Source organism: Acinetobacter sp. EKM10A (genome assembly GCF_011075215.1).
Lineage (GTDB): Bacteria > Pseudomonadota > Gammaproteobacteria > Pseudomonadales > Moraxellaceae > Acinetobacter > Acinetobacter baumannii.
Genome location: NZ_JAALLK010000005.1, coordinates 38,237 through 63,084, shown reverse-complemented (window position 1 = coordinate 63,084; position 24,848 = coordinate 38,237). Strand labels below are relative to the sequence as shown.

Here is a 24,848-nt window from a genome sequence, read left to right as displayed (position 1 = left end):
AAATGAGAAAAAAAGAAAAGCCCATATTGGGCTTTTCTCAAAAATATGGATTTAAAAAGGTAGACGAGTAAGTTGATCTAAGAAATGAGGAATCACTCTTGGCTCAATCAAAATCGTTACAATTACGCCGTAAGCCGCACCCCATAAATGGGCACTATGATTAATATGCGTATTGCCACGTTTACCTGCCCAAATGCTATAAGCAACATAGAGAACTGCAAAAATAATAGCTGGCACAGGGATGAAAAATACAAAAATCAGCTTCCACGGCTGAAATAGAATATAGGCAAACAGAACAGCAGATACGGCTCCTGAAGCACCTAGACTTGCCCAGTTTGCATCATTTTTATGTTGTAGGTAGCTTGGCAAAATCGCGAAGATTAAGCCCCCTAAGTAAAACAACACAAAACCCATGTCATAAAAATATTGGCGATAAAAACTTTCGATGATGCTGCCAAAGAAAAACAGGGTAATCATATTAAAGAGCAAATGAGTACCATCTGCATGGATAAAACCATGAGTAATGAATCGATCAAATTGTCCACGTTGCATTGCAGGCGGCCAGAAGATCAGACGGTTCATGACATTTTGATTGCTAAAAGCAAGTAAAGACACAATGACCGTAATAATAATAAGAGTAATGGTGTGATTAAACGGCAAATGCAACATAAGAAATATTTAAAAATGATCAATACTAATGGCAATAATGCCATTAAAAACACAACTTGAAACCCTGTTGTGTATAAATCCGACAAATTTAGTTGATTTTTTTTAAATCTACCTCATCTTCGGTTAATATAAAGGCATCAGCTTGAGGAATATTGTTATGTCGACTGAGAACACCAACACTGCTGTTGCAGAAGAAATTCCGAACCTTTTGATTACACCATCTGCACAAGAGTATTTGCACGAATTATTGGCGAAGCAAAATACTCCGGGAATTGGCGTTCGAATTTTTGTTGAACATCCGGGTACACCACGTGCAGAGTGCTGTATGGCATATAGTGCACCAGAAGAAGTGGTGCCGACGGATTATAAACAGGACTATCCTGATTTCCCTGCATATATTGATGCGCCGTCTATCCCTTATCTTTTAGACGCTGTTATTGACTACAACAAAGATCGTTTTGGTGGTCAGTTAACTTTCCGTGCACCAAACTCTAAAGTGCCGCGCGTAGGGCCAGATGCATCAATTGAAGAGCGTATTACCTATGTACTTCAAGCAGAAATTAACCCGGGTCTTGCAGGACACGGCGGTAACTGTAGCTTAGTTGAAGTGCAAGATGACCCTGAACATGGTCTTACTGCTGTATTGAAATTTGGTGGCGGTTGCCAAGGTTGCTCAGCAATTGATGTGACTTTAAAACAAGGTGTTGAAACAACTTTGAAAGAACACATTCCTGAACTACAACGTGTGGTTGACCAAACAGACCATACACAAGCAGAAGGTGCTTATTTCAAATAATTAAATTATTTGAAAAGTGAAATAAAAAAGCCTCGGAATGAGGTTTTTTTATTATTCAATATAAATAATGATAATTATTATCAATATCATTTGTAATTTTATTTATCTTTGTTACAATGCGAAACTGAAAATGAGAGATGTTTAATAAATCAATATATTGGGAATACTTATGTCGAAGCGTATTATCCAGTCAGTGCTTTCTGTTTCAGTACTGGCAAGTATGATGTCTATGGCTTTTGCTGCACAAAATGAGCAAGAACAAGCTGAACAAACATTAGAAAAGCCTGCTGAACCTGTGAAATTGGAAACAATTTTTGTAACAGCAGAAGAGCAAGTGAAGCAATCGCTCGGTGTATCGGTTATTACCAAAGAAGATTTAGAAAAACTACCAGTTCGTAATGATATTTCTGACTATGTACGTCGTATGCCAGGTGTCAACCTGACAGGCAATAGTGCTACTGGGCAGCGTGGTAATAATAGACAAATTGATATTCGCGGAATGGGCCCTGAAAACACGCTTATTTTAGTGGATGGTAAGCCAATTAACTCTCGTAATTCAGTCCGTTATGGCTGGAAAGGAGAGCGTGATACACGAGGCGACTCAAACTGGGTACCAGCAGAAGCCATCGAGTCGATTGAAGTTTTACGCGGACCAGCAGCAGCTCGATATGGTTCTGGTGCGGCAGGTGGGGTGGTTAACATCATTACTAAAAAAGTGACTAATGAAACTCATGGTTCAGTAGAATTTTATACTTCACAGCCTGAAGACTCCAAAGAAGGTTCATCAAATCGTGTTGGTTTTAACGTAAGTGGGCCACTAATTAAGGACGTTTTGTCTTATCGTTTATATGGTAATTACAATAAAACAGAAGCTGACGATGTTGATATTAATAAATCAATTGGTAGTACCGCAGCTGGCCGTGAAGGTGTTAAAAATAAAGATATTTCAGGCCGTTTAGCTTGGCAGGCAACAGACCAGCAAACTGTCTTGCTCGATATTTCTTCTAGCAAACAAGGTAATATTTATTCTGGTGACTCTCAGTTAAATGCAAATGCTGAAGCGGATGCGATTCTTTCACAGCTCATTGGTAAAGAAACCAATACCATGTATCGTGATAGCTATGCATTAACGCACGAAGGTGATTGGTCTTGGGGTAAGAGTAAGTTAGTTGCTCAATATGATAAGACCCATAACAAACGTCTACCTGAAGGCTTGGCGGGAAGTGTAGAAGGAAAAATTAATAATCTTGATGATAAAGCCACTTCGCGTTTAGAAACTCTTCGCTTTAACGGCGAGGCTAATATTCCTTTTGAATACTATTTACCCCAAGTATTAACTGTAGGTACCGAATGGGTTGAAGACAGATTTAAAGATAATGTCTCGACAACTCAAGGTAAAGACAGCAGTGGTTCAGGTTATGGCGATCAATTAGCGAAAGGTGATCGTAGTAAAATGGAGTCACGTATTGCTTCTGCATATATTGAAGATAACCTGAAAGTTACAGACAGCACAGATGTTGTATTAGGTTTACGTTTTGATGACCATAGTAAATCTGGTTCTAATTGGAGCCCAAGCTTAAATATTACTCAAAGACTTAACGATTATTTCACTTTAAAAGGTGGGGTAGCAAAAGCTTATAAAGCACCAAATATGTATCAAAATGCCGAAGGGTATTTATTAAGCACAAATGGCAATGGCTGCCCTGCTAATATTGAGTCGCGTTGTTTGTTACAAGGTAATGGCGATTTAAAACCAGAAACTTCGGTAAACAAAGAGCTCGGTATTCAGTTCCAAAAAGATATCGTGAATGCGAGCTTAACTTGGTTCCGTAATGACTATAAAGATAAAATTGTGGCTGGTACAAATGTTGTCGGAACAGTTGATGGTTCAAGTACAAATGCAAATACAGGAGCTGTGACGAATACGAAGTGGAATATTCTGCGTTGGGAAAATACGCCTAAAGCTCTAATTCAAGGTTTTGAGGGAAGTTTGGGGTTAGACTTCGGTGATATCCGCTGGACTAATAACTTTACCTACATGATGGACTCGAAAGACAAGCAAACTGGGAATCCATTATCTTTAGTTCCAATCTATACAATTAACTCAATTTTTGATTATGACATTACTGATCAATTGGATGTAAATTTTGTATTTACTCAATATGGTCGTCAAAAATCACGTCAATTTGCAGAGAATAGACTTGAATCCGGTATAGGTTCAGGAGGTGCGAATTCTGCGCTTAAGCCAAGTACGGTAAAAAGCTATAGTACCGCTGGTATTAATGTTGGTTATAAGTTTTCAGACCAAATTAGTACGCGTGTTGGTGTGAGTAATCTGTTTGATAAACAAATTTTAAGAGACAGTAATTCTATTAGCCAAACTTATAATGAGCCAGGTCGAGCTTATTACGCATCTTTAAAATATTCTTTCTAATCAATAAAATAACAAAGGCGCTTTAAGCGTCTTTGTTATTTAAAATCTCTAATGCTTTTTCAGAATAATAAAACTTCTCTAAGTACACACGGGCACGACGTCTTAAATGTCCTGTTGTGACTAATTGTTGTAGTACGGGTACAAGCAATTCGGTGAGTTCATGCTTCACTAAATTTTCGTCAATATTAAGATCACGGAGCAATAAATCAAAATTACGTTCCTGATTTCGTACATACCAAGTATAGATACCATCATGTACTTGCTGTTTTAGATAATCAGTTTGACGAATGTGGTCCCAGATTTCATGTCCTAGGCCAACAGTTTTTGTTAAATCTTGAACTTCTATATAGTTTTTTAAAACAGAAAGTGGCGAGGTTTTAACTTTATGCCAAACATTTGCCTGAAAATGGTAGAGCTTATCATTGTCAAAATGTTGGTTTAAAACACGCTCACTCATCTGGCTGAGTTTTAAAATATTTTTTTGCAAGTAATGGTTAATGGTATCGTCAAGATTAGAGTCGGTTACTGTTTCTAATACAGATTTGCCCATCTTCATAAAACGACCTACACCGGGTACGCGTTTTGACATAGATTCATCTAAATAATCATGCATTGTTTGCTGAATCAATTGAGTCAACAGTGCTGAAAAGGCAGGGTTATTCACAATTGTTTTAATGAGTTTTTTACGGTGCTCTTCTTTACTTGCTACGTATTGTGCAATTCGATCAATGGTTAAAACAGGAATAACATCTTCAACAGTTGTTGTGTCATTTGCAGGATGAATCAGTGCAAAGCGGATATGCTCCGCAATCTGTTCAATAAGAAAATCCGAAGCGGATGTGTCTAAAATCTGCTTTTGAATGAGTTGTTGAACCTGTTCAAACGTCCAAAGGTGTTGTAATTGTCGACTCCCCAACCAATGATAAAACTGCTCAAACTCTTGTTGGATTACCTGAGTCTGAGCAAATTGCTCATCTAAAAAATCTAGATGAGCTTCAATAAGTTTTTCAATCATGGGTTGGGTAGACATAAGGTCTCACAAGTCGGAAGTTTTATTTAAGGTGTTGTCGTTTTTGACGACTGGTTTGTTTCTACTTTCAGTAAAAACGGTACGTATTGTTGGATAACTAACTGTTCAGCTTCCAAAATTGGCATATGACCTACGTTTTCTAAGATAACTGGAGGCTGGGCATTTTTTAAAAGCCGTTTTAGCTCGTTTGCTACTTCTACATTAATAATTTTATCCTGTTTACCCCATAAAATGAGTGTAGGGGCGTCAATCGTTTTAGTAAGTACCGCAAAGGAATCTGGGGTATAGACTTTATTGAGTGCAATCAGTTGATCAACCAGTTTCTGTGTTTGAGGTGCTTGATTAATCATCAGTTTTTCTTGAGCTTGCAGGAACTCTTTAGGAATAAACGGAGGATTAAACATGGTTTGTTTTAATAAATAATTAAAATCACCTTTTTTAGAGACTAAAAGTTGTTTTAGATAGGTTGGATCTTTTAGATAAATTGTGTTGGCAGAACGGAAAATACCACCGCTATCGACTAAAAATAGACTTTTAGTTTCAAATGGATATTGTCCAGCATAGAGTAGGGCAATAGATCCGCCGAGTGAGTGCCCAGCAATATGAATTGGGCCTTTTAAATTGGCGGCTTCAACAAAGCGACGTAATTTTTCAGCTAAGTTGGGAACCGAATAATCAAAGTCTTGCGAAACGATAGTTTCGCCACTGCCCGGTAAGTCAGGAATAATAACGTGATAATTTGTCGTGAGATAATGGGCAACTCGGTTCCAGTTATCTCGACTGCCCGCTAGGCCATGAATGAGTAGTAAAGTTGGCTTTGTGCTAGAGCCACCTTCACTATATGACCAAGTGATATCGCCCACCTTTAGGCTTTTGCTTTGCAGTCCTGCCCAGTTACGTTCCTGCTGTAATATTGTTTGAAAGCTGACATCAATATTATCGGCTGCCTGCGCTTGAGAAATGCTCATGACTGACAATAAGCTACAAGCCAAAGTCATTGCAGTAGCAGTTTTTTTCATAGAGGCTTTAATTGATGCGGACAGCCTTGTCATAGATTTCATCCTTGATGCTTAAGCGAGTTTGAAAAATTATTGAAAAACTTTGCCAATGAGTCATTTGCCAAACGTTTGGAATCAAGAAAATTATAGTCAATCTATAAACTAAAGTATGTCTATTTTTTCACTAAACAGTAGGTAATTGTGCGGTGATCTTCCTTATAAAACTAATTAAAGTTTTAAAAAATTTTCCTGAAAAAGGATTTATTTTTTGTCAGTGACATTCAAATTTTGACACATTAAAATGATTTCTAACCTTGAAAAAACAATGGAAATATAAAATGCCTACTGCGCAAGAAGTTTTAGATCGTTTGAAAGCAGGTAATCAACGATTTGTAAATGGAAATACTTCCCTTGCAAAAACCTTATCACATCATGAACGCGCTGAAATGGCAAAGGATCAAAATCCATTTGCAATTGTATTAGGCTGTTCAGATTCTCGTGTACCAGCAGAAATGGTATTCGATCAAGGTCTTGGTGACTTATTCGTAATCCGTGTTGCTGGTAATGTTGTTGCACCTTCACAAGTCGGTAGTGTTGAGTTCGCGGCAGAACGTTATGACTGTCCGGTTGTAGTTGTATTAGGACACAGTCATTGCGGCGCGATTCAAGCGACAATTGATACCTTGATGAACCCTGAGCACCCGCCATCTTCTAACTTAATGTCGATTGTGAACCGTGTTCGTCCATCAGTTGAGATTTTAATGCAGACTGATTTAAAAAATGACTTGAAAAAACTCTCATGTCATGCGGTGCGTTCAAACGTATTTGCTTCGGTAAACCAATTACGTCATGGTTCGGCTGTATTAGAGAATCTGATTGCAAAAGGTGAGTTGATTGTCGTTGGTGCTGAATATTCGCTAGAAACTGGTGAAGTTACTTTCTTTGACTTCTGATCATAATAAAAATATTTAAAACTAAAAGGTGCCTACAGGGCACCTTTTATGTATGGATAAGCTAAATTCAGTAATTTTGATTGTGCTTGGGCATTTGGATGAATCAAATCATTTTGCATTAGTTGTTTTTGCCCAGCGACGCCATCAAGAAAAAAGGGTAGCAATTTCACCTGATATTTTTGACTTACAGTTTTGTAGTTATTTTCGAATGCTTTGCTATAAGCCGTGCCATAATTGGGCGGAATCTTCATACCAAAAAGAATAACCTTGGCTTTTTGCTTCTGGCTTAATTGAATGAGCTGAGACAGATTTTTTTGAATCATTTGTGGTGGTTGACCACGTAAGCCATCATTCCCGCCTAATTCAATAACAACGACCTCGGGTTTATAAGTTTGTAAAAGTTTTGGTAATCGTGCCAAAGCGCCGCTAGTGGTTTCCCCACTCACACTTGCATTGACCACTTTATGTTGTTTGGGATACTGTTGGTCTAAACGTTTTTGTAGTAATTGTACCCAACCTTGTTTAGGGTCTATTCCATAACCGGCACTGATACTATCTCCTAAAATTAAAATAGTTTTTGCCGAGACGAACATGGGCAACATGCTCAATGAGATGAGCAAGAGACTTTTAGAACCAAACAAATAAGATTTATACATTTGTGTTTCGACCCGAATACTCAATATATAGGACTGTTCACATCATGCCACAACCTATCATTGCTGCCCATCAAGTTACACAAACTATTCAGATTAACCAAAATCAATTTACGATTTTAAAAAATATTGATTTAGAGATTTATGAAGGGGAGCAGGTAGCAATTACAGGACGTTCTGGTTCAGGAAAATCAACTTTATTGGGTATTTTAGCGACTTTAGACCAACCCTCTGAAGGTGAGGTGTGGTTATGTGGTCAGGCGGTTCATGAGTTAACAGAAGAACAGCGCGCTCAAATTCGAATGCAGCATATTGGTTTTGTATTTCAGTCTTTTCAGCTTTTGCCGCAGTTAAGTGCACTTGAAAATGTGATGTTACCGCTTCGGTTACGTAAAGATTTTGATTATAAAACAGCTGAGAAAAAAGCTTTAGATTGGTTGCATCGGGTAGGCTTAAGCCGTCAAGCTGAACAAACGCCTAAGGTCTTATCTGGCGGCGAGCAACAACGTGTGGCAATTGCTCGGGCTCTCATTGCCGAGCCACAAATTATTTTTGCCGATGAGCCGACCGGAAACCTCGATGGTCAGACAGCACAAGAAATTGAAAACCTTCTTTTTGATTTAAATCGAGAGCTTGGTACCACCCTTATTTTGGTCACACATGACCGTAATTTGGCAGCACTTTGCCAACGACATGTGGATTTAGATGATGGCCGCCTAAAGACGGTACAGGGTGGTTAAACTATGCGTAATCTTCTCAAACCACTTTTGTTACAAAGCTTCCGTACCGGAGGCTTATATTTACTTATTATTGCGCTTTCACTTGCGATCAGTGCAACCACCGCTCTTAAGTTTAGTAATGACCAAGTTAAAAATGCGGTAAGTCTACAAGCAGCGCAAATGTTAGCAGCAGATTTGGTTCTGTCGAATAATGAACCTATAGACGCAAAATGGCAAAAAAGGGCAGATCAGCTTGGCTTAAAGCAGACTAATGTGACCATGTTTAGTTCAATGGCACATACTCAAGATCAGTTTGTCATGGTCAATGTAAAAGCAATAGAACCTGCATTCCCATTAAGAGGAAAGCTTGAGATTGAACCTATAGCGCGTGGTATCCAACCAGGTGAAGTATGGCTCAGTCAAAGGGCAGCCGATTTACTTAAAGTTAAACTAGGCGATATGGTATCTATTGCAGATGCGGCATTTCGCTTTAGTGGCGTGATTGTGCGAGATTCAAATCAAGAACTTGGTTTTTCTGGTTTTTCGCCTACTGTCATTATTCATCAAGCAGATATTGCTAAAACTCATGCAATTCAAACTGGTAGTAGAATCGATTATCGACTGTTAATGTCTGGTCAGCCTGAACAGGTTCAGTCATTTTCAAGGCAATTTAAGCAACAGCATCAACCTGCAAATGAACAGGAAGAAACCATAGGGTTGCGCTTACGCGATGCCAGTGAATCAAATAGCAGATTATTACGTCCGTTAGAAAACCTAGATACCTTTTTGCAATTGGCCAATATTTTAACGATTTTATTGTGTGGTATCGCCATTGCTTTAACGAGTCAAAGATATGTTCAGCAAAACCAAGATCACATTGCTTTAATACGTTGTTTAGGTGCGAGTAAGTTTCAAATTTTATGGGCCTATATCGGGTTACTTTGTGTAGTCAGTGCAATTTCGATTGTGATCGGTAGTCTCTTAGGAATAATGATGGGCTATGGCTTGCTTGAGCTCATGCTACAACTGATTCCACAACTAGAGTTAAGTTTCTCTGTGGTTGGTTTTTTACTTGGTCCCTTACCAATTGCCATTTTTACCAGTGTAATTGTGCTACTTGGATTCATTTTGCCAAGCATTTGGGAGTTGTTAAATACTCCTCCCATCCGTGTTATTCGGGAACAGGCAAAATCCCGAAAATCATTATTCTTTATGTTTTTTGCAGGCATCACCAGTTTTGTTATTTTTAGCTTAGTTTTAAGTGAAAATTTAATGCTCAGTATTTGGGTGCTAACAGCGATTATTCTGCTTTGCATTTTACTTTACACCGTTATCTGGCTATTGCTTCGTGCTTTAAAAAAGATGAAAACCCGTTTGTCTTTTTATATTCGTTCAGCATCGCAAAGTGCCTTACAAATTACAGCACTGGCTTTGGGTTTAAGCCTCATTACCGTGTTAAGTGTATTAAGAACAGATTTATTAGAGCGTTGGCAACAGCAATTACCGGAGGGAACACCAAACCAGTTTGTTTATGGCCTACCACCATTTGATTTAAAAGCTTTTGAGCAACAGTTGAAGCAAAATGGTTGGCAAAGCACACCATTATATCCAAACATTCGTGGACGATTAGTTGTCAAGAATGATGTTCCTTTTTCAGAAGAAGCTATAAAGCAAAATAACGCTCTACGCCGCGAATTAAATTTAACGCAGTCGAGTGCTTTACCAGATGACAATGTCATTACAAAAGGTCAAGCGGAATTTAATGCAGTAGGCCAAGTTTCAGTTGAGAGTAAAACAGCAGAAAGTTTAGGAATCCAGATTGGTGACAGGCTTACTTTTAGTCTGCCAGAAGGTACCTTGCAAGCTAAAGTTATAAATTTTCGGAGCGTTGAGTGGGAAAGCTTTAGTCCTAATTTTTTCTTTATTTTTTCGCCTAAAACTTTAGATGAAAATGCTGGTAGTTACTTGGGTAGTTTTTATGTGCCTAAGCAAGATCAACCTAAAATGATCCATATGATTCAGCAATTCTCCAATACGGTTTTTATTGATGTTGATCGAATTCTAGACGAAGTAAAGCGCTTAATGAATGTTCTAGTCAAAATCGTGACTGTGCTTGCAGCGTTAGTTGGCTTTTCTGGAATACTCGTTTTAATTGCTTGTTTAAATCTATTAATGGATGAACGCCGTCGAGAAGTGGCTTTGTTGCGTTCATTTGGTCTCTCTAAAAATAAAATGAAGCAGATGCTCAGCCTGGAAATTGGTTTTTTAGGATTGTTAGCAGGCATTGTTGCCTGCTGTTTTGCCGAGGTAATTAGCGCAATTGCAAGTTATAAAATGAATATGGCTTTACAGTGGCATATTGAAATATGGTTAATTTTACCGCTTGCCATGATGTTACTTTGTGCTCTTATTGGTCGATATAGACTCGGTTATCTGTGTAATTTACCGCCACTACAAAGTTTAAGAGAGTTGAACCAGATTTAAGTTAGGGCAGTATTTCTGGATTCTGAATTAAAACCTCATGCCAAAGTGGAAGTAATGGTGAGTTAAGCTGATTACAGTAAACATAGAAGCCGACAGTCATGAAAAGTCCTCCCAATAGACCTAAAAATTTTAGGAGACTTTTAAATGGAGTGCGATAGCTTAAATACCAAATTAGCGCGAGTAAGGCACCTATAATCATACCGCCGACATGTGCAGCATTATTAATACCTGTTGCGACAAAACCGAACATAAGGTTAATCGCCATTGTTACCAGATATACTTTTTTATTGAGTATACGTACTTGATGTGGCAGAGGTGGAAATAAAGAAAGAACAGTTAATGCAGTACCTAATCCCATAATGGCGCCTGATGCTCCGGCACTTACATGGGGAAGTAAGCTCTGATCAAAATGTTGTAATAATTCATACCCATTTTGAATATTGATATAACTACTCAAAAGGCTGCCAAATACGCCTGCAAGCAGATACAGAATAATGAAATATGACCTGCTAAACAAAACTTCAGCAACTTTGCCGAAAATATATAAGGCTCCCATGTTGAGCATAAGATGAACAATACCAAAATGAAAAAACATGCTGGTAAATAAACGTTCTGGCTGCCCGGAAAAAGTAAGTGGTGTAAAATCTGCACCCCAGTGAAGTGCATCTTTTATAGCTGGGTCACTAATGTCCACTCCAGATATAATTTGCCAGATGAACAAACCTACATTAATCGAGATCAGTAGGGCGGTCAGCCACCAAGCTTGTACATTGAGTTTACGATTAATGTGCGGAGGCTGATATTGAGTCATGCTATGCTTTTGTTATATATGAACATGCTTTACAGCGTAACATGAAAAAAGTTGAATACAGGAGATCAAGACGAACATGAAAGCCTTTATTGTTCGCGTGTTGTTAATTTTTATTGGGGCAATTCTCCTTATTCAACTCTGGATTTTCTCAAGTTTGGTTTGGTGGCGTACACATGAAGTTGATACCACCATGTTTATGCGAATTGATTATTGGTCGGATACATCTGAGCCGATTGTTCATGAATGGCTTGACTATGATGATATTAGTGACAATTTCAAACATGCAATTTTAGCAGGGGAGGACGCAAAATTTATTCATCATCATGGTTTTGACTGGGATGGTATTCGTTTTGCGCTAGAGCGTAACAATGAGCAAGGAGAGGTTGTTGCTGGTGGTTCTACCGTATCTCAACAACTTGCAAAAAACTTGTTCTTATATAATAAACGTTCATTTATTCGTAAAGGCCAAGAAACTGTAGCGACATGGATGATGGAGCGCATGTGGTCGAAACGTCGAATTCTTGAGGTGTATATGAACTCTGTTGAATTTGGCAAAAATTTGTATGGCGTTGAAGCAGCGGCCCAATATTATTACGGCAAAAGTGCCAAAAGCTTAACGCGTGAACAAGCTGCTTTTTTAGCCGCGTTATTGCCTGATCCGAAATATTATCAAGATCATCGCAACGATCGTAAACTACAATATCGAAAACGCGTTATTTTACGTTATATGAATAGCACCCAAATTCCTGAATAACACTGTCTTAAAGATGTGTTATTTTTTTAGTTTTTATCAAATTGACATAATTTTGCAGCATACTATTTTGCAGAGATTTTGGTTGGAAAGAGATTAGGTTAGACATGAATACAGCGATTACAGCAACGACCCCAACAGAATATAGTTATAATGACCGTTATATTAATCGTGAATTGTCTATTCTTGACTTTCATTTGCGCGTATTGGAACAGGCCGTCGACCCTTTACATCCATTACTGGAACGAATGAATTTCTTACTCATTTTTTCGCGTAATTTAGATGAGTTTTTTGAAATTCGTGTAGCAGGTGTTATGGAGCAATTCGCTCTAGGCAATGAAAGTCGAAGCCCGGACGGTTTAACGCCAAGACAAGTCTTACAAAAAATCTCTGAAACTGCTCATGCTGCAATTGAGCGTCAATATCGTATTTTAAACGAAGAAATTTTACCTAAGTTACGTGAAGAAGATATCTGCTTTTTACGTCGTGGTGAATTAACACCAGCTCAATCAGCTTGGGTAAAAAAATATTTTCAGGAACAGGTTGCGCCTGTTTTAACTCCAATCAGTTTAGATCCAGCCCATCCATTCCCGCGTTTAGTCAATAAAAGCCTTAACTTTATTGTGACTTTAGAAGGTAAAGATGCGTTCGGGCGACAAATTGATTTGGCCGTTGTACCAGCCCCACGTTCATTGCCACGTGTTGTACGATTACCAGATGAGTTAACGGGTGGAAAAGAACATCATGTCATGTTGTCTGCAATTATTCATGAACATGTTTCAGACTTGTTCCCGGGCATGACTGCAACTGGTTGCTATCAATTCCGTGTAACCCGTAATGCCGATTTGGCACTTAATGAAGACGTTGAAGATTTGGCAAAAGCGTTAAAAGGTGAGTTAAGTTCACGCCGATTTGGTCGTGCAGTACGCTTAGAAGTAACCCAAAATTGTCCACAGCATATTTATGAATATCTACTTGAAGAGTTCGACTTAAACGAAGAACAATTATATAAAGTTGATGGCCCTGTAAACTTGGCTCGTCTGGTTTCGAACTTTAAACGTCCTCATTTGCGTTACGATTCACACACGCCAGTCGTACCAAAAGTGTTTAAAAAGACCGAGAGTATTTTCTCGGCTATGCAAAAGCAGGATATTTTACTTCATCACCCATTTGAGTCTTTTGCACCTGTTATTCAGTTACTCCGTGAAGCAGCACGTGACCCGCAAGTACTCGCAATTAAACAGACACTTTATCGTAGTGGTGCAGACTCGGAAATTGTTCAAGTTTTAGCAGAAGCTGCGCGTAATGGTAAAGAAGTGACAGCGGTAATTGAATTACGTGCCCGTTTCGATGAAGAGTCGAATATCGAAGTGGCTAATGTTTTACAAGAAGCAGGGGCAGTCGTTGTTTACGGTATTGTGGGTTATAAAACCCATGCCAAAATGATTATGGTGGTACGCCGTGAAAACAACAAACTGGTGCGTTATGTCCATTTAGGAACGGGTAACTACCATGCTATGAATGCTCGCATTTATACGGATTACGGTCTAATGACCACCGATAAAGACTTGTGTGAAGACGTACACCGTATTTTCCAAGAGCTTACGGGTATGGGTAAAATGGCAAAACTGAAAAAGTTACTCCATGCACCTTTTACTCTGCATGCTCAGCTCATTAACTTTATTGATGAAGAAATTGCCAATGCAAAGGCTGGTCGTAAAGCCCAAATTATTGTCAAAGTGAATGCTTTAACTGAAGTTCAGCTTATTAATAAATTGTATGAAGCTTCTCAAGCAGGGGTGCAAGTAGATCTCATTATTCGTTCGATTTGCTGTTTACGTCCGGGATTACCAAATTTATCGGAAAATATTCGGGTACGTTCAATTGTAGGTCGTTTCCTTGAACATACTCGAGTTTATTACTTTAGTAATAATGGCGATGCTCGTATTTACTGTTCAAGTGCGGACTGGATGGATCGTAACTTATTTAATCGTGTTGAAGCATGCTTCCCAATTGAAGATCCTGCTTTGAAAAAACGTATTTATCAGCAAGGACTCCTTAATTATTTACAAGATAATCAGCAAGCTTGGTTGTTACAGGGCGATGGTACATGGGTACGTGCCCAGCCTGCCGCAGGCGAAAAATTGCATAATGCTCAAAGAGAATTATTAGAAACTTTTAAATAAAAAATTATTTTTAAAAAAGCCGACATCATGTCGGCTTTTTAATTAACTGAATTTCATAATAATTTAATTAATTTTTCTAAATGGTTGTAGGATAAACGGCAATAATTTGAATTAAGGCAATATGTTTGAAAAATATGTGATTCTTTACATAAAACATTGAATTTTAAAAATATACAAATCACAAGAAATCTACTTTAATACGCCGCATTAAATATACTTAACTTTGGTAAGTGAATAATATGCAAGACTTTATTAAAAGTTTATTTATTAGAATATTTTTGGGGTTAATGCCAGTGACTGCTTATGCGGATCAGAAGTGCTATGGAGATATTATTGTATTTCAGAAATTTGATGATCAAATGATATATCCTTATTTTATACATCCTTCTAGAGAGAAAAATAAGAAGAATGAAACACAAAATAAGACAATCGTGATTCAGAAAAGAAAACTTACTCAAGAGGAATTGTTAGCACAAAAGAAAATTGACGATAATCAGTTAAAAAAAATTGAAGAAAAGAAAAATATTGAGAAGAAAAAGCAACTTGATGCAGCGGTCGCGAAAGAAATTTTAGAAAACGGTGAAAAAAAATGGATGGTGCAAGTTGCTTTGGCACCTAATCAAAATAAAGCGAATATGATTCAGTCCCAATTACAGGCTAAAGGGTATAAAGTTGTTACCAGTCCAACTACCAAAGGAATACGGGTCATGGTCGACCCTGCCAATGACTACGCAATTGCACAAATTATTCGAGAAAAAATAATTGCAGATGATAGCTTGGATTTGAGATCGGCTTGGGTATTTAAATGGGCTTCTCTAACAGCACAGTAAAATAGAAAGGAGTCCGAAGACTCCTTTTTTTTATTCATGTAAGTTTGTGGTAATTTTCTGCATGATTTGCAGAAGAACATCAAACTCACTTTGCAACGGCGTACTTTTACGAGTAACAAGTGCTAAAGTACGGCTAGGTGCGTCTTCAATTGGTTTTGCAGTAATCTGATCATTAAATTTGATCATACTATTTTCAATTGCGATTTCTGGTAAAAGAGTAAAGCCTAAATCGGAAGAAACCATCTCAACCAATGTTGGTAGAGAACTTGCTTTTAAGCGGTTATCGTTTTTACGTTCACCAATTGGACAGGCACTTAATACGTGATCACGTAAACAGTGGCCTTCTTCAAGCAAAATAAGACGTGATAAATCGAGATCATCAAGAGAATTTGCTTGAAGTGCATTTGTATCTTGCTTACTACAAACAAGATATAAATTTTCTTTTGAAATTTCAGCTACTTTTAAACTTCTTGTGTCAAAAGGTAGAGCAAGGACAATCATGTCCAAATTACCATGTTCTAGGCGCTCTACAATCTTCTCACTTTGAGCTTCATGTAAATGCAACTGAATCTTCGGTAATTGTTGATGCACTTCATCAAGTAACCGTGTCAGGATAAAAGGTGCAATTGTTGGAATAACACCCAAATGAAGATCACCTGTTAATGGTTCACTCATTTCACGGCTTAAACGCATTAAATCCTGAGCATCTGCTAGCAATACACGGGCTCGAGCAACAACTTGCTCACCTAATGGCGTTAAACGCACATTCTGACGGTCACGCTCAACCAGAACGCCACCTAGTAGCCTTTCCAGCTCCATAATGCCGCCCGATAAAGTCGATTGGGTAACAAAAGAGCGACGTGCTGCTTCAGTAAAATGCAAAGTTTCCGACAACGTAACTAAATATGATAGCTGTCTTAGTGAGGGTAATGCAGCCATAGTGTCCTAGTATGATGATTTAAAATGATGCGCAAATAAACCGCTAAGCTGTGGAATAAAATGGGCAGGGATATCATGCCCCATTCCATCAATTAATTCAAACTTAGCACCGGAAATTGCTTTTGCTACGGCCTTACCGTGACTCGGTGGAAGTAAGCGGTCACGAGAGCCATGCAAGACTAAAGTGGGTTGCTTAATTTCACGGTCCAGTTGCAGTAAGGAACCTGTACATAATATTGCTAAAAACTGTTGAAGTACACCAGCAGGATAGTAGCTACGTTGATAAAGTTTTCTTGCAGTTTGAACGGCTTCAATATGGTTAATATAACCAGGAGAACCAATCAATTGGAATAATTTTAAACTGTGATTCACAATTCCTTCTTCATCACGTGATTCTGGCTTGCCAATCAAGCTTAAAAGTTGCTTAGGGAATGGTGGTGGTAGAAACGGTTGATTATTACTGGTAAACATCAAACCTAATTTTTCTACTTTTTCCGGATATTTTGCAGCGAGAATCTGGGCAATCATGCCACCCATTGAGGCACCAATCACATGTGCTTTGCTTACTCCTAAACGGTCGAGAAGCATAGAAACGTCATCTGCCATATCATAGAGCGTATAAGGTGCACCCTGATTTCTTAGCCCTAAAGCAAAACGTCCCATCAATTTCATGGTATTTAAACGTTTACCTTGATGGCGGACTTTTGAAGAAAGGCCAATATCACGGTTATCAAAACGAATAACACGAAAACCTTGATCAATGAGTGATTTGCAGAAAAAGTCCGGCCAAAATAGCATTTGGGCACCTAAACCCATAATCAGCAAAATAGTCGGATGTTCTGGTTTTCCACCTACTTCTACATGTAGCTCGATACCATTGCCTAAATTGACTTTGGTTTCCTGCATAAATGGAGTGTACGGTGAAATACTAAATTGTAAGGCGCTATTCATGTTATTCATTCCTTGAAGGAATACTCAAGATCATGAGCATTCCCAATTTAAACCTTATGCTTGGGCAGGAATAAGATCTGGAACAAGCTTAGTTAAAGTTAAACGTTGCTTGCCTGCTGTTGCACCTAACAATACGAAACCACGCAATGTTCCTTCATTGTCAATTGCTTTGGCAAGCATACCATCGTCGAATTCTTCAGTTTCCCAATTTACATCTACATCAACGGGTGCCGGTAAAACTGTAAGCGGTGCAGCCGGAGTTTTTACCGCAACTGGCATAGCAGGGTAATGTACATTTGTTTGTTGACCGCTTAATGTTTTTGCTAGAGCGCGGGCTTGTTGCATAATTGGCATTACATATGGAAGCAGGGTACCGTTAACTTCCGCACAGTCACCAATCGCATAAATATCTGCTTGATTGGTTTCAAGTAAACTATTGGTAATCACACCACGGCTGGTTTGAATATTTGCGCTTTGAGCCAGAGAAATATTCGGTTGTAAGCCAATCGCTGAAAGCACAATATCAGCAACCAAAGTCTGACCATTTGCCAATGTAACCGCGTAATCTTCACCGTTATTGATTTTACTGACTTTTTCAACGGTTGTGCCTAAGGCAAATTTAACACCCGCTTCTTCAAGATTCTGCTGGAATGCTGAAGCAATGTGTGAAGGTAATAAACGGCCTAATGGTTGAGGCGCTAAATCAATTACTGTTACATCATATTCGCTATGAAGTAAGTCATTGGCAAATTCACAACCAATTAAACCTGCACCCAAAATCACAACACGTTTATCTTTGCGCTGAGCTAGATTTTCTCGGAAAGAACGATAGTCAATGAGTGAGTTCACCACATGGATGTCATCACTACCATCACCAGCAATAGCAAGGCGAATCGGGTTAGCACCGACAGCTAAAATTAATTTTGAATAGGGTTGCTGAGAAATAACGCCGTCTTTTTCTAGAACAAGTTCATGACGCTCAGCTAAAATTTCTTTCACCCAAGTAAAAGGTTCAATACGCATATTGAGTTGGGCACTCATTTTTGCAGCATCACCTAATGGAATCTGTTCTGGGGCTTTTTTTCCTGCAAAAGCGTTGGATAAGGTTGGTTTTGCATAGTTCACCGCATCATCCGCACAAATCATCACAAGTTCTTGCTCTGGGTTAAGCTTACGGAATTCACGTGCTAAGGTATAACCCGCCATGCCTGATCCGATAATGACGATTGGATGCATTTTTTTCTCCAGAATTAGAATTGTTAATTTAAAACGGTGATTGGTGATATATAAAAAAGACCATGTAAATCATGGCCTTTTAATTTAAGACATTAGATTTCGATCATTTCGAAGTCAGCTTTTGAAACGCCGCAATCAGGGCAAGTCCAGTCATCAGGAATATCTTCCCATTTTGTTCCAGCTGCAATGCCGTCTTGTGGCCAACCTTCTGCTTCATCGTAAATCCATCCACAAACGATACATTGATATTTTTTCATGAGACTCTCCGCACTGATAAGTTTGCTCAAAGCTGCCTTTCAGTAAAACTATTCCATCTATTAATAATGTAACTACGATCCGCTCAATAATAACTAATGTCGCTTTGATCGGATATCAAATTTTTACGCAGTTCTACATTTAAAGTAAAGCATATAAGGGAGTTTAATCATTCATAAGCAAAGATGAATGGCATATCGAGACAAATAAATGGTTATTTAGGCAAAACTTCAACATAAACACATAATAAATCATATGTTTTTATAAGCTTATTCATGCAAGGAGGCGATGAGTGATATGAAGGGTTACAAAAAGAGCAAAGCATTTATATAAATAAAGTTCTTAAAAAAGTAATCTGGTTAATAAATGGACAAATAAATTAATGTTTATATAAAACAGAAAAGTTTATGGAACACTTAATTAACGGAGAATAAGGAAGTCGAATATGGAAACTCTAATATATGAAGTAGAAATTAATGCCCCTATAGAAAAAGTATGGGACGTACTCTGGAATAGTGAGACCTATAATGCATGGACGAAATTCTTTGCTCCAGATTCTTCAATGCGCACAGATTGGAAAGTGGGCGGTAAAACATATTTTCTAGATGGAGAAGGAAATGGAATGGTTTCGACCATTGAAGAAATGAAAAAGCCTGAAGTACTAATTTTTAAACATTTAGGAATGATTAAAGACGGGAAAGAAGACTTGGAAAGTGAAGAGGTGAAAGGCTGGAGTGGTTCGCTAGAAAAATATTTTTTAAGTCAAAATGGGGATACTACAACGGTAAAAGTAGAATTAGCCACCTTACCTGAGTACATCGGTATGTTAAAAAGTGGCTTCGTTCAAGGCTTTGAAGCTGTAAAACAAATGGCTGAAAAATAAGTTTCTGTAATTTAACTTGTTATCTTTTTACATAATAAGTTTTTTGAAAATTATGTGTCATACGTAAATTCAAGCAAAATATTTTTTATGAATTTTAGTAATGAGATCATTAAGACGAGAAGGATAAGCAAGCCGATGATGGCCTCCGTCATAAGTTTCTATTGTCATATATGGTGACAGCTTTTCCTGTACTTGATACATATCAAGTTGCTCGTCTCCTAACTCTAAATAGGCCATTTTAGGGTTAGAGTGGTCAAGATCTTCGTCACAAAGGTGAGGGTAATCATTACGAAAATTAGGTGTAAGGCTTGGGTTGGCAACAATAACAGCTAATTTATGTTGAGCTGCAGTTTTCAAAGCCCAATAACCGCCGAGGCTATGACCGACTAACAAATCAGGTTTAATTGTTTCAATCGCTTGATGATAAAAGTCTTTAACTGAAGCATAACTTAGGTTGCGATAATCAACATCAATACAAAATTTTTCAGGATGTAAAATGGCATGAAATTTTGTTGATTCACGAGAAGAATCCAAGCCATGTAAAAATAGAATTTTCATTATTTACTACACAATCTCATAGATAAAATAAAAGGCAAATAGGGCCTTTTCAAATCGAGGTTATTTGGATTTTTTTATATTTTACTCAAACCTAAAAAAAATGAACTTAGCGATTGGTCTAAGTAATTTTTATCATTCAATGTCCACTCAGATTGACGGCTTGGACTTTTTTCGTTTTTGTTTGATTGAAATCGTTCGAAAAACCTCAGCAATCTGTTAAGCTATGCCACTTCATTTTTACTTAACCGAGGCAGAGATGACGCAACAAAACGCTCAATCGACTTCTGAACCAACTATTTCCGAAAACGATTTAATTGCACAGCGTCATGCCAAATTAAAGCAAATCCAAGATGTTGCAAAGGAAACTGGAAAGAGTCCTTGGCCAAATACATTCAAACGTGAACATTACGCTGCTGATTTACAAGAACAATTTAAAGATCAGTCTAAAGAACAAATCGAAAGCGCTGAACATGTTTATGTAAAAGTTGCTGGCCGTGTCATGTTAAACCGTGGTTCTTTCATGGTGATTCAAGACATGACTGGTCGTATCCAATTATATGTTGACCGTAAAGGTTTACCAAAAGATACGCTTGAAACTATTAAAGGTTTAGACCTTGGCGATATTATTGCTGCTGAAGGTTATATCGGTCGTTCTGGCAAAGGTGACTTATATGTACACCTTGAAGGTTTTGAACTTCTTACAAAATCGCTTCGTCCATTGCCGGATAAATTTCATGGTTTGAACGACACAGAAGTTAAATATCGTAAGCGTTATCTTGACTTAATTGTGAATGAAGAAACGCGTAAGACTTTTGAAATTCGTGCCAAAGTCGTTGCAGGTATTCGCGCATTTTTAACTAATGAACGTTTCATGGAAGTTGAAACGCCAATGATGCATGTGATTCCGGGTGGCGCGTCTGCACGTCCGTTTGAAACGCATCATAATGCTTTAGATATGCCATTATTCTTGCGTATCGCACCTGAGCTTTATTTAAAGCGTTTAGTAGTGGGTGGTTTTGAGCGTGTGTTCGAAATTAACCGTAACTTCCGTAATGAAGGGGTGTCAACACGTCATAACCCTGAATTTACCATGATCGAGTTTTATCAGGCATATGCTGATTATAAAGACTTGATGGCTTTGACTGAAAACATGCTTGAAAAGCTAGCCCTTGATATTTTAGGTACGACTGATGTGCCTTACCAAGGTGAAGTATTTAGCTTTAAAGGACCATTCAAGAAAATCTCTATGTTTGATGCGATCTTGGAGAATAATCCGCAGTTCACACCTGAAAATGTAGGTGATCGTGAATTCCTTGCAAAATTTGTCCGTGAGGAATTAAAAGAAGAAGTTAAACCTGGTTTTGGTTTAGGTAAGCTTCAAACAATCGTATTTGAAGAAACGGTTGAGACTAAACTTCGTCAGCCTACTTTTATTACTGAGTACCCAGCAGAGACTTCTCCACTTGCTCGCCGTAATGATGATAATCCGCACATTACTGATCGTTTTGAGTTCTTTATTGGTGGCCGTGAATTGGCAAACGGCTTTAGTGAGTTAAATGATCCGATTGATCAGGCTGAACGTTTCCAAGCGCAAGTTGCTGAAAAAGATGCTGGTGATGATGAAGCAATGCATTACGATGCAGAGTTTGTTGAAGCACTTGAATATGGTTTACCTCCAACAGCGGGTGAAGGTATTGGTATTGACCGTTTGGTTATGCTTTTTGCAGATGCACCAAGTATTCGTGATGTGATTTTGTTCCCGCATATGCGTCGTAAAGAAGGTTAATTTAATCTTCAATACAGAAAAAGGCAGTTTATACTGCCTTTTTTATTAACTATTTATATATAAAAAATACTTAAGTTATAGAAAACTTAAAACACCGTTAAAAAATGTAATTGCACAGTTTAACAATTGCAAATTTGCGATAAAAAAATTAATGTGTTGCTCATAAATAACTTTGAGAATTGTGCTGACATGTTTTTAAGAAAAACACTTTCGATTGCATTATTAGCAACTGCTTCATCGGCTGTTTTTGCACAAGGTTTAGTGCTTAATAATGATGATTTGCGTACCGACTTAAACTGGTTGAATCAACAAGGTGTTATTAACATCAGCACTTCTACTTGGCCATTAAGTGGTGATGAAATTCAAAGAGCTCTCTCTCAAGCTAAAGTGACTCATCCAGCACAGCAAAAAGTTATTAATTCAGTACTTAATGCATTAAAAGCGGATAACAATACAGTTAAAGTGGGTGCTTTTGCTGAATCTGATATTAAAAATATTCCACAAGCATTTGGCGATAACCAAAAATCACAGTACCAAGGTTCATTAGAGTTTAATGCTGGTGGTGAAAATTGGGATGCAAAAATCCGTGTAAACGCAGAAAAAGACCCTCAAATTGATAGTGGACATGACGTTAATGTCGAAGGTTCATATGTCGCTGGTAAACTCTGGAACCAGTGGCTTGTTGCAGGTCAAATTCCAACATGGTGGGGACCTGGACATGATGGTAGCTTAATCCGTGGCGATGCAAGTCGTCCTGTGTATGGCGTGACGGCACAAAGAGCTGTACAAAATGCTTTTGAGACAAAATGGTTATCTTGGATTGGACCTTGGCAATATCAAGCTTTTGCAGGCCAATTAGATGATTATAAAGCGGTTCCTCATGCCAAATTATTAGGCTTACGTTTAACTGCAAGACCTTTACCCTATTTAGAACTAGGTGCTTCTCGTACTTTACAATGGGGTGGTGAAGGACGTTCTGAAAGTTGGGATTCTTTGTGGAATGCAATTAAAGGGAATGACAATGTGTATGATTCTGATGAAGATCGTTCTAACCAAATCGCAGGTTTTGATGCTCGTTTAAATCTACAATCTCTTATAAATGCTCCTGTTGGTATTTATGGTCAATATGTAGGTGAAGATGAAGCTGGACTACTTCCTTCTAAAAAAATGTATTTAGCAGGTGTTGACTATTCTTCTAGCTATAATAATATGCCATACCAGCTTTATGCAGAATGGGCCGATACCCGTACTAATGGTGATGTCAGAGGTATATCTTATAGACACTATGTTTATAAAGATGGTTATTACCAGCATGGTTTCCCTTTAGGACATGCAATGGGTGGCGATGGACAAATGTATTCTGTGGGTGGCGATATCCGCTTTGATGTGATGAATCGTTTAAGCGGTCGTGCTATGGTGGTTAAAGTTAATCAATCTAATTCAGTAACTAATAAAGCATTCCCCAAAGATGATGAAATTAAAGCGCTTGATCTAACTTGGACGCATTACATCAAACCTGATCTTCCATTAAAAATTAATGGTTGGGTAAGTGATTCTGACTTAGAAGGTAATGATGCGGGTGCATCAATTGGAGTGGAAATTCCTCTAGAGCGTAAAATGTTTGGTTTCTAATTTTTAGTTAACCTTATAATAAGAAAGAGAGGCTACAGAGGCTTCTCTTTTTTTATGGTTTTTAAAGAAATCTAAAGACTAGAACATGATTTGCTTAAGTCGACTACACAAGCTAGGATTACAAAGTTGTATAAGTGAATCAGCATATTACATGTATATGATGAATTTGAATATCAATATGAAAAAACAAGCAAAAGGAATCGGTTTTAAATCACTATAATGCATAACTAATGCTATAAGCCATATAAAGGCTTGTGGTTGGACTATTTATCACGAAAAATTGGAGTTGTTATGGCACTCGTTCCTCCACATGGTCTTCTAAGTGGTGGTGTAATACCGCTTCTAGATTTTATGGGCAAAATGGATAGAGAAGGGCGTGTTCATGACTGAATCAAGACTTACACATCTCAAGCAACTTGAAGCTGAGAGTATTCATATTATCCGTGAAGTAGCCGCAGAATTTGAAAATCCAGTCATGCTTTACTCAATTGGTAAAGACTCGGCTGTGATGCTCCATCTTGCATTGAAGGCATTTTATCCTGCAAAACTTCCTTTCCCTTTATTACATGTAGATACGGGCTGGAAGTTTAAAGACATGATCGCGTTTCGCGATAACATGGCAAAAACACATGGTTTTGATTTAATTGTTCATCAGAATAAAGAAGGCCGTGAAGCAGGAATCAACCCATTTGATCATGGCAGTTCGAAATATACGGATATTATGAAAACCCAAGCTTTAAAACAGGCTTTGGATAAATATCAGTTCGATGCTGCTTTTGGTGGTGCGCGCCGTGACGAAGAAAAATCACGTGCGAAAGAGCGTGTGTATTCATTCCGTGATAGCAAACATCGTTGGGATCCTAAAAACCAACGTCCTGAACTTTGGAACCTTTACAATGGTAAAGTGAACAAAGGCGAAAGTATTCGTGTATTCCCGTTATCAAACTGGACAGAGTTGGATATCTGGCAATATATCTATTTAGAAAATATTCAAATTGTTCCTCTTTATTTCTCTGCTGTTCGTCCTGTGGTTGAGCGTAGTGGTACGCTAATCATGGTTGATGATGAACGTATGCGCTTAAAAGAGGGTGAAGTTCCACAAATGAAGTCTGTACGTTTCCGTACGCTTGGCTGTTATCCATTAACAGGTGCAGTTGAGTCTGAAGCTGATACATTGCCAGAAATTATTCAGGAAATGCTGTTGGCAACAAGTTCTGAGCGTCAAGGTCGTATGATTGACCATGATGAAGCAGGCTCAATGGAAAAGAAAAAGCAAGAAGGCTATTTCTAAGAC

General features: G+C 38.1%; 24 protein-coding genes. 13 read left to right on the top strand and 11 right to left on the bottom strand.

Annotated features, from left to right (window positions below; translation table 11 throughout):
* Positions 1-51: 51 nt before the first annotated feature.
* Positions 52-669 carry a rhomboid family intramembrane serine protease gene (locus G9371_RS08460; protein ID WP_000902942.1) on the bottom strand — a complete coding sequence of 206 codons (618 nt, stop codon included), beginning with the start codon at positions 667-669 and terminating at the stop codon, positions 52-54.
* 157 nt (positions 670-826) lie between these two features.
* On the opposite strand from G9371_RS08460, the gene nfuA reads away from it, so the two are divergent.
* Together nfuA and G9371_RS08450 are read left to right on the top strand one after the other, a co-directional pair.
* Positions 827-1,465 carry a Fe-S biogenesis protein NfuA gene (nfuA, locus tag G9371_RS08455; protein WP_000102721.1) on the top strand — a complete coding sequence of 213 codons (639 nt, stop codon included), beginning with the start codon at positions 827-829 and terminating at the stop codon, positions 1,463-1,465.
* 169 nt (positions 1,466-1,634) lie between these two features.
* Positions 1,635-3,899, top strand: a complete 2,265-nt coding sequence (locus tag G9371_RS08450) for a TonB-dependent siderophore receptor (RefSeq protein WP_029423932.1) — start codon at positions 1,635-1,637, stop codon at positions 3,897-3,899.
* A 22-nt stretch (positions 3,900-3,921) separates the two neighbouring features.
* Here the strand turns inward: G9371_RS08450 and G9371_RS08445 are convergent, their stop codons facing one another.
* Entirely contained in the window at positions 3,922-4,929 is a 1,008-nt protein-coding gene (locus tag G9371_RS08445; RefSeq protein ID WP_029423931.1) for a hypothetical protein, read from the bottom strand.
* A 26-nt stretch (positions 4,930-4,955) separates the two neighbouring features.
* On the bottom strand, positions 4,956-5,981 hold the full coding sequence (locus tag G9371_RS08440) for an alpha/beta fold hydrolase (protein ID WP_005124520.1): 1,026 nt from the start codon (positions 5,979-5,981) through the stop codon (positions 4,956-4,958).
* A 284-nt stretch (positions 5,982-6,265) separates the two neighbouring features.
* Between G9371_RS08440 and G9371_RS08435 the strand changes: the two genes are divergently transcribed.
* On the top strand, positions 6,266-6,880 hold the full coding sequence (locus G9371_RS08435) for a carbonic anhydrase (protein WP_001141695.1): 615 nt from the start codon (positions 6,266-6,268) through the stop codon (positions 6,878-6,880).
* Between the two features lie 32 nt (positions 6,881-6,912).
* Here the strand turns inward: G9371_RS08435 and G9371_RS08430 are convergent, their stop codons facing one another.
* Complete coding sequence (locus G9371_RS08430; protein ID WP_002036590.1) at positions 6,913-7,536, bottom strand: arylesterase; 624 nt, start codon at positions 7,534-7,536, stop codon at positions 6,913-6,915.
* Positions 7,537-7,580: 44 nt separating this feature from the next.
* Between G9371_RS08430 and G9371_RS08425 the strand changes: the two genes are divergently transcribed.
* On the top strand, positions 7,581-8,273 hold the full coding sequence (locus G9371_RS08425) for an ABC transporter ATP-binding protein (RefSeq protein ID WP_002055316.1): 693 nt from the start codon (positions 7,581-7,583) through the stop codon (positions 8,271-8,273).
* A gap of 3 nt (positions 8,274-8,276) precedes the next feature.
* The gene (locus G9371_RS08420) at positions 8,277-10,736 is read left to right on the top strand and encodes an ABC transporter permease (RefSeq protein WP_029423930.1); all 2,460 of its coding nucleotides are present in this window, start codon (positions 8,277-8,279) and stop codon (positions 10,734-10,736) included.
* A gap of 1 nt (position 10,737) precedes the next feature.
* Here G9371_RS08420 and G9371_RS08415 read toward each other — a convergent pair whose 3' ends face one another.
* The gene (locus G9371_RS08415; protein ID WP_000195953.1) at positions 10,738-11,547 is read right to left on the bottom strand and encodes a rhomboid family intramembrane serine protease; all 810 of its coding nucleotides are present in this window, start codon (positions 11,545-11,547) and stop codon (positions 10,738-10,740) included.
* Positions 11,548-11,623: 76 nt separating this feature from the next.
* Between G9371_RS08415 and mtgA the strand changes: the two genes are divergently transcribed.
* Positions 11,624-12,301, top strand: a complete 678-nt coding sequence (mtgA, locus tag G9371_RS08410; protein ID WP_000642942.1) for a monofunctional biosynthetic peptidoglycan transglycosylase — start codon at positions 11,624-11,626, stop codon at positions 12,299-12,301.
* 104 nt (positions 12,302-12,405) lie between these two features.
* Positions 12,406-14,484: a polyphosphate kinase 1 gene (ppk1, locus tag G9371_RS08405; RefSeq protein WP_001090300.1), complete on the top strand. Its 2,079-nt coding sequence runs from the start codon at positions 12,406-12,408 to the stop codon at positions 14,482-14,484.
* Between the two features lie 53 nt (positions 14,485-14,537).
* On the opposite strand, the gene G9371_RS08400 is transcribed toward ppk1, so the two are convergent.
* On the bottom strand, positions 14,538-14,666 hold the full coding sequence (locus G9371_RS08400; RefSeq protein ID WP_085940550.1) for a hypothetical protein: 129 nt from the start codon (positions 14,664-14,666) through the stop codon (positions 14,538-14,540).
* 57 nt (positions 14,667-14,723) lie between these two features.
* On the opposite strand from G9371_RS08400, the gene G9371_RS08395 reads away from it, so the two are divergent.
* Positions 14,724-15,314 carry an SPOR domain-containing protein gene (locus G9371_RS08395; RefSeq protein WP_002055323.1) on the top strand — a complete coding sequence of 197 codons (591 nt, stop codon included), beginning with the start codon at positions 14,724-14,726 and terminating at the stop codon, positions 15,312-15,314.
* A 30-nt stretch (positions 15,315-15,344) separates the two neighbouring features.
* Here the strand turns inward: G9371_RS08395 and oxyR are convergent, their stop codons facing one another.
* The 4 genes from oxyR to rubA all read right to left on the bottom strand — a co-directional run bounded on the left by oxyR (position 15,345) and on the right by rubA (position 18,697).
* The gene (oxyR, locus tag G9371_RS08390; protein ID WP_000729506.1) at positions 15,345-16,253 is read right to left on the bottom strand and encodes a LysR family transcriptional regulator OxyR; all 909 of its coding nucleotides are present in this window, start codon (positions 16,251-16,253) and stop codon (positions 15,345-15,347) included.
* Between the two features lie 6 nt (positions 16,254-16,259).
* Positions 16,260-17,204, bottom strand: a complete 945-nt coding sequence (gene estB / locus G9371_RS08385) for an esterase EstB (protein ID WP_001083350.1) — start codon at positions 17,202-17,204, stop codon at positions 16,260-16,262.
* A gap of 54 nt (positions 17,205-17,258) precedes the next feature.
* Complete coding sequence (gene rubB / locus G9371_RS08380) at positions 17,259-18,440, bottom strand: rubredoxin reductase RubB (RefSeq protein WP_000553407.1); 1,182 nt, start codon at positions 18,438-18,440, stop codon at positions 17,259-17,261.
* Between the two features lie 92 nt (positions 18,441-18,532).
* Positions 18,533-18,697, bottom strand: a complete 165-nt coding sequence (gene rubA / locus G9371_RS08375; RefSeq protein WP_000760495.1) for a rubredoxin RubA — start codon at positions 18,695-18,697, stop codon at positions 18,533-18,535.
* A gap of 443 nt (positions 18,698-19,140) precedes the next feature.
* Between rubA and G9371_RS08370 the strand changes: the two genes are divergently transcribed.
* Complete coding sequence (locus tag G9371_RS08370) at positions 19,141-19,578, top strand: SRPBCC family protein (protein ID WP_000449050.1); 438 nt, start codon at positions 19,141-19,143, stop codon at positions 19,576-19,578.
* Positions 19,579-19,647: 69 nt separating this feature from the next.
* On the opposite strand, the gene G9371_RS08365 is transcribed toward G9371_RS08370, so the two are convergent.
* Positions 19,648-20,136: a YqiA/YcfP family alpha/beta fold hydrolase gene (locus G9371_RS08365; RefSeq protein ID WP_000697203.1), complete on the bottom strand. Its 489-nt coding sequence runs from the start codon at positions 20,134-20,136 to the stop codon at positions 19,648-19,650.
* Between the two features lie 256 nt (positions 20,137-20,392).
* Between G9371_RS08365 and lysS the strand changes: the two genes are divergently transcribed.
* The 4 genes from lysS (at position 20,393) to cysD (ending at position 24,845) form a co-directional block, all read left to right on the top strand.
* The gene (lysS, locus tag G9371_RS08360) at positions 20,393-21,922 is read left to right on the top strand and encodes a lysine--tRNA ligase (protein WP_000193744.1); all 1,530 of its coding nucleotides are present in this window, start codon (positions 20,393-20,395) and stop codon (positions 21,920-21,922) included.
* A gap of 189 nt (positions 21,923-22,111) precedes the next feature.
* Entirely contained in the window at positions 22,112-23,554 is a 1,443-nt protein-coding gene (locus G9371_RS08355; RefSeq protein ID WP_029423929.1) for a capsule assembly Wzi family protein, read from the top strand.
* 258 nt (positions 23,555-23,812) lie between these two features.
* Positions 23,813-23,944, top strand: coding sequence for a hypothetical protein (locus G9371_RS08350; RefSeq protein WP_002011285.1), 132 nt, complete (start codon positions 23,813-23,815; stop codon positions 23,942-23,944).
* Positions 23,937-24,845: a sulfate adenylyltransferase subunit CysD gene (gene cysD / locus G9371_RS08345; protein ID WP_000140408.1), complete on the top strand. Its 909-nt coding sequence runs from the start codon at positions 23,937-23,939 to the stop codon at positions 24,843-24,845. The genes G9371_RS08350 and cysD overlap by 8 nt, the downstream gene beginning before the upstream one ends.
* Positions 24,846-24,848: the final 3 nt, after the last annotated feature.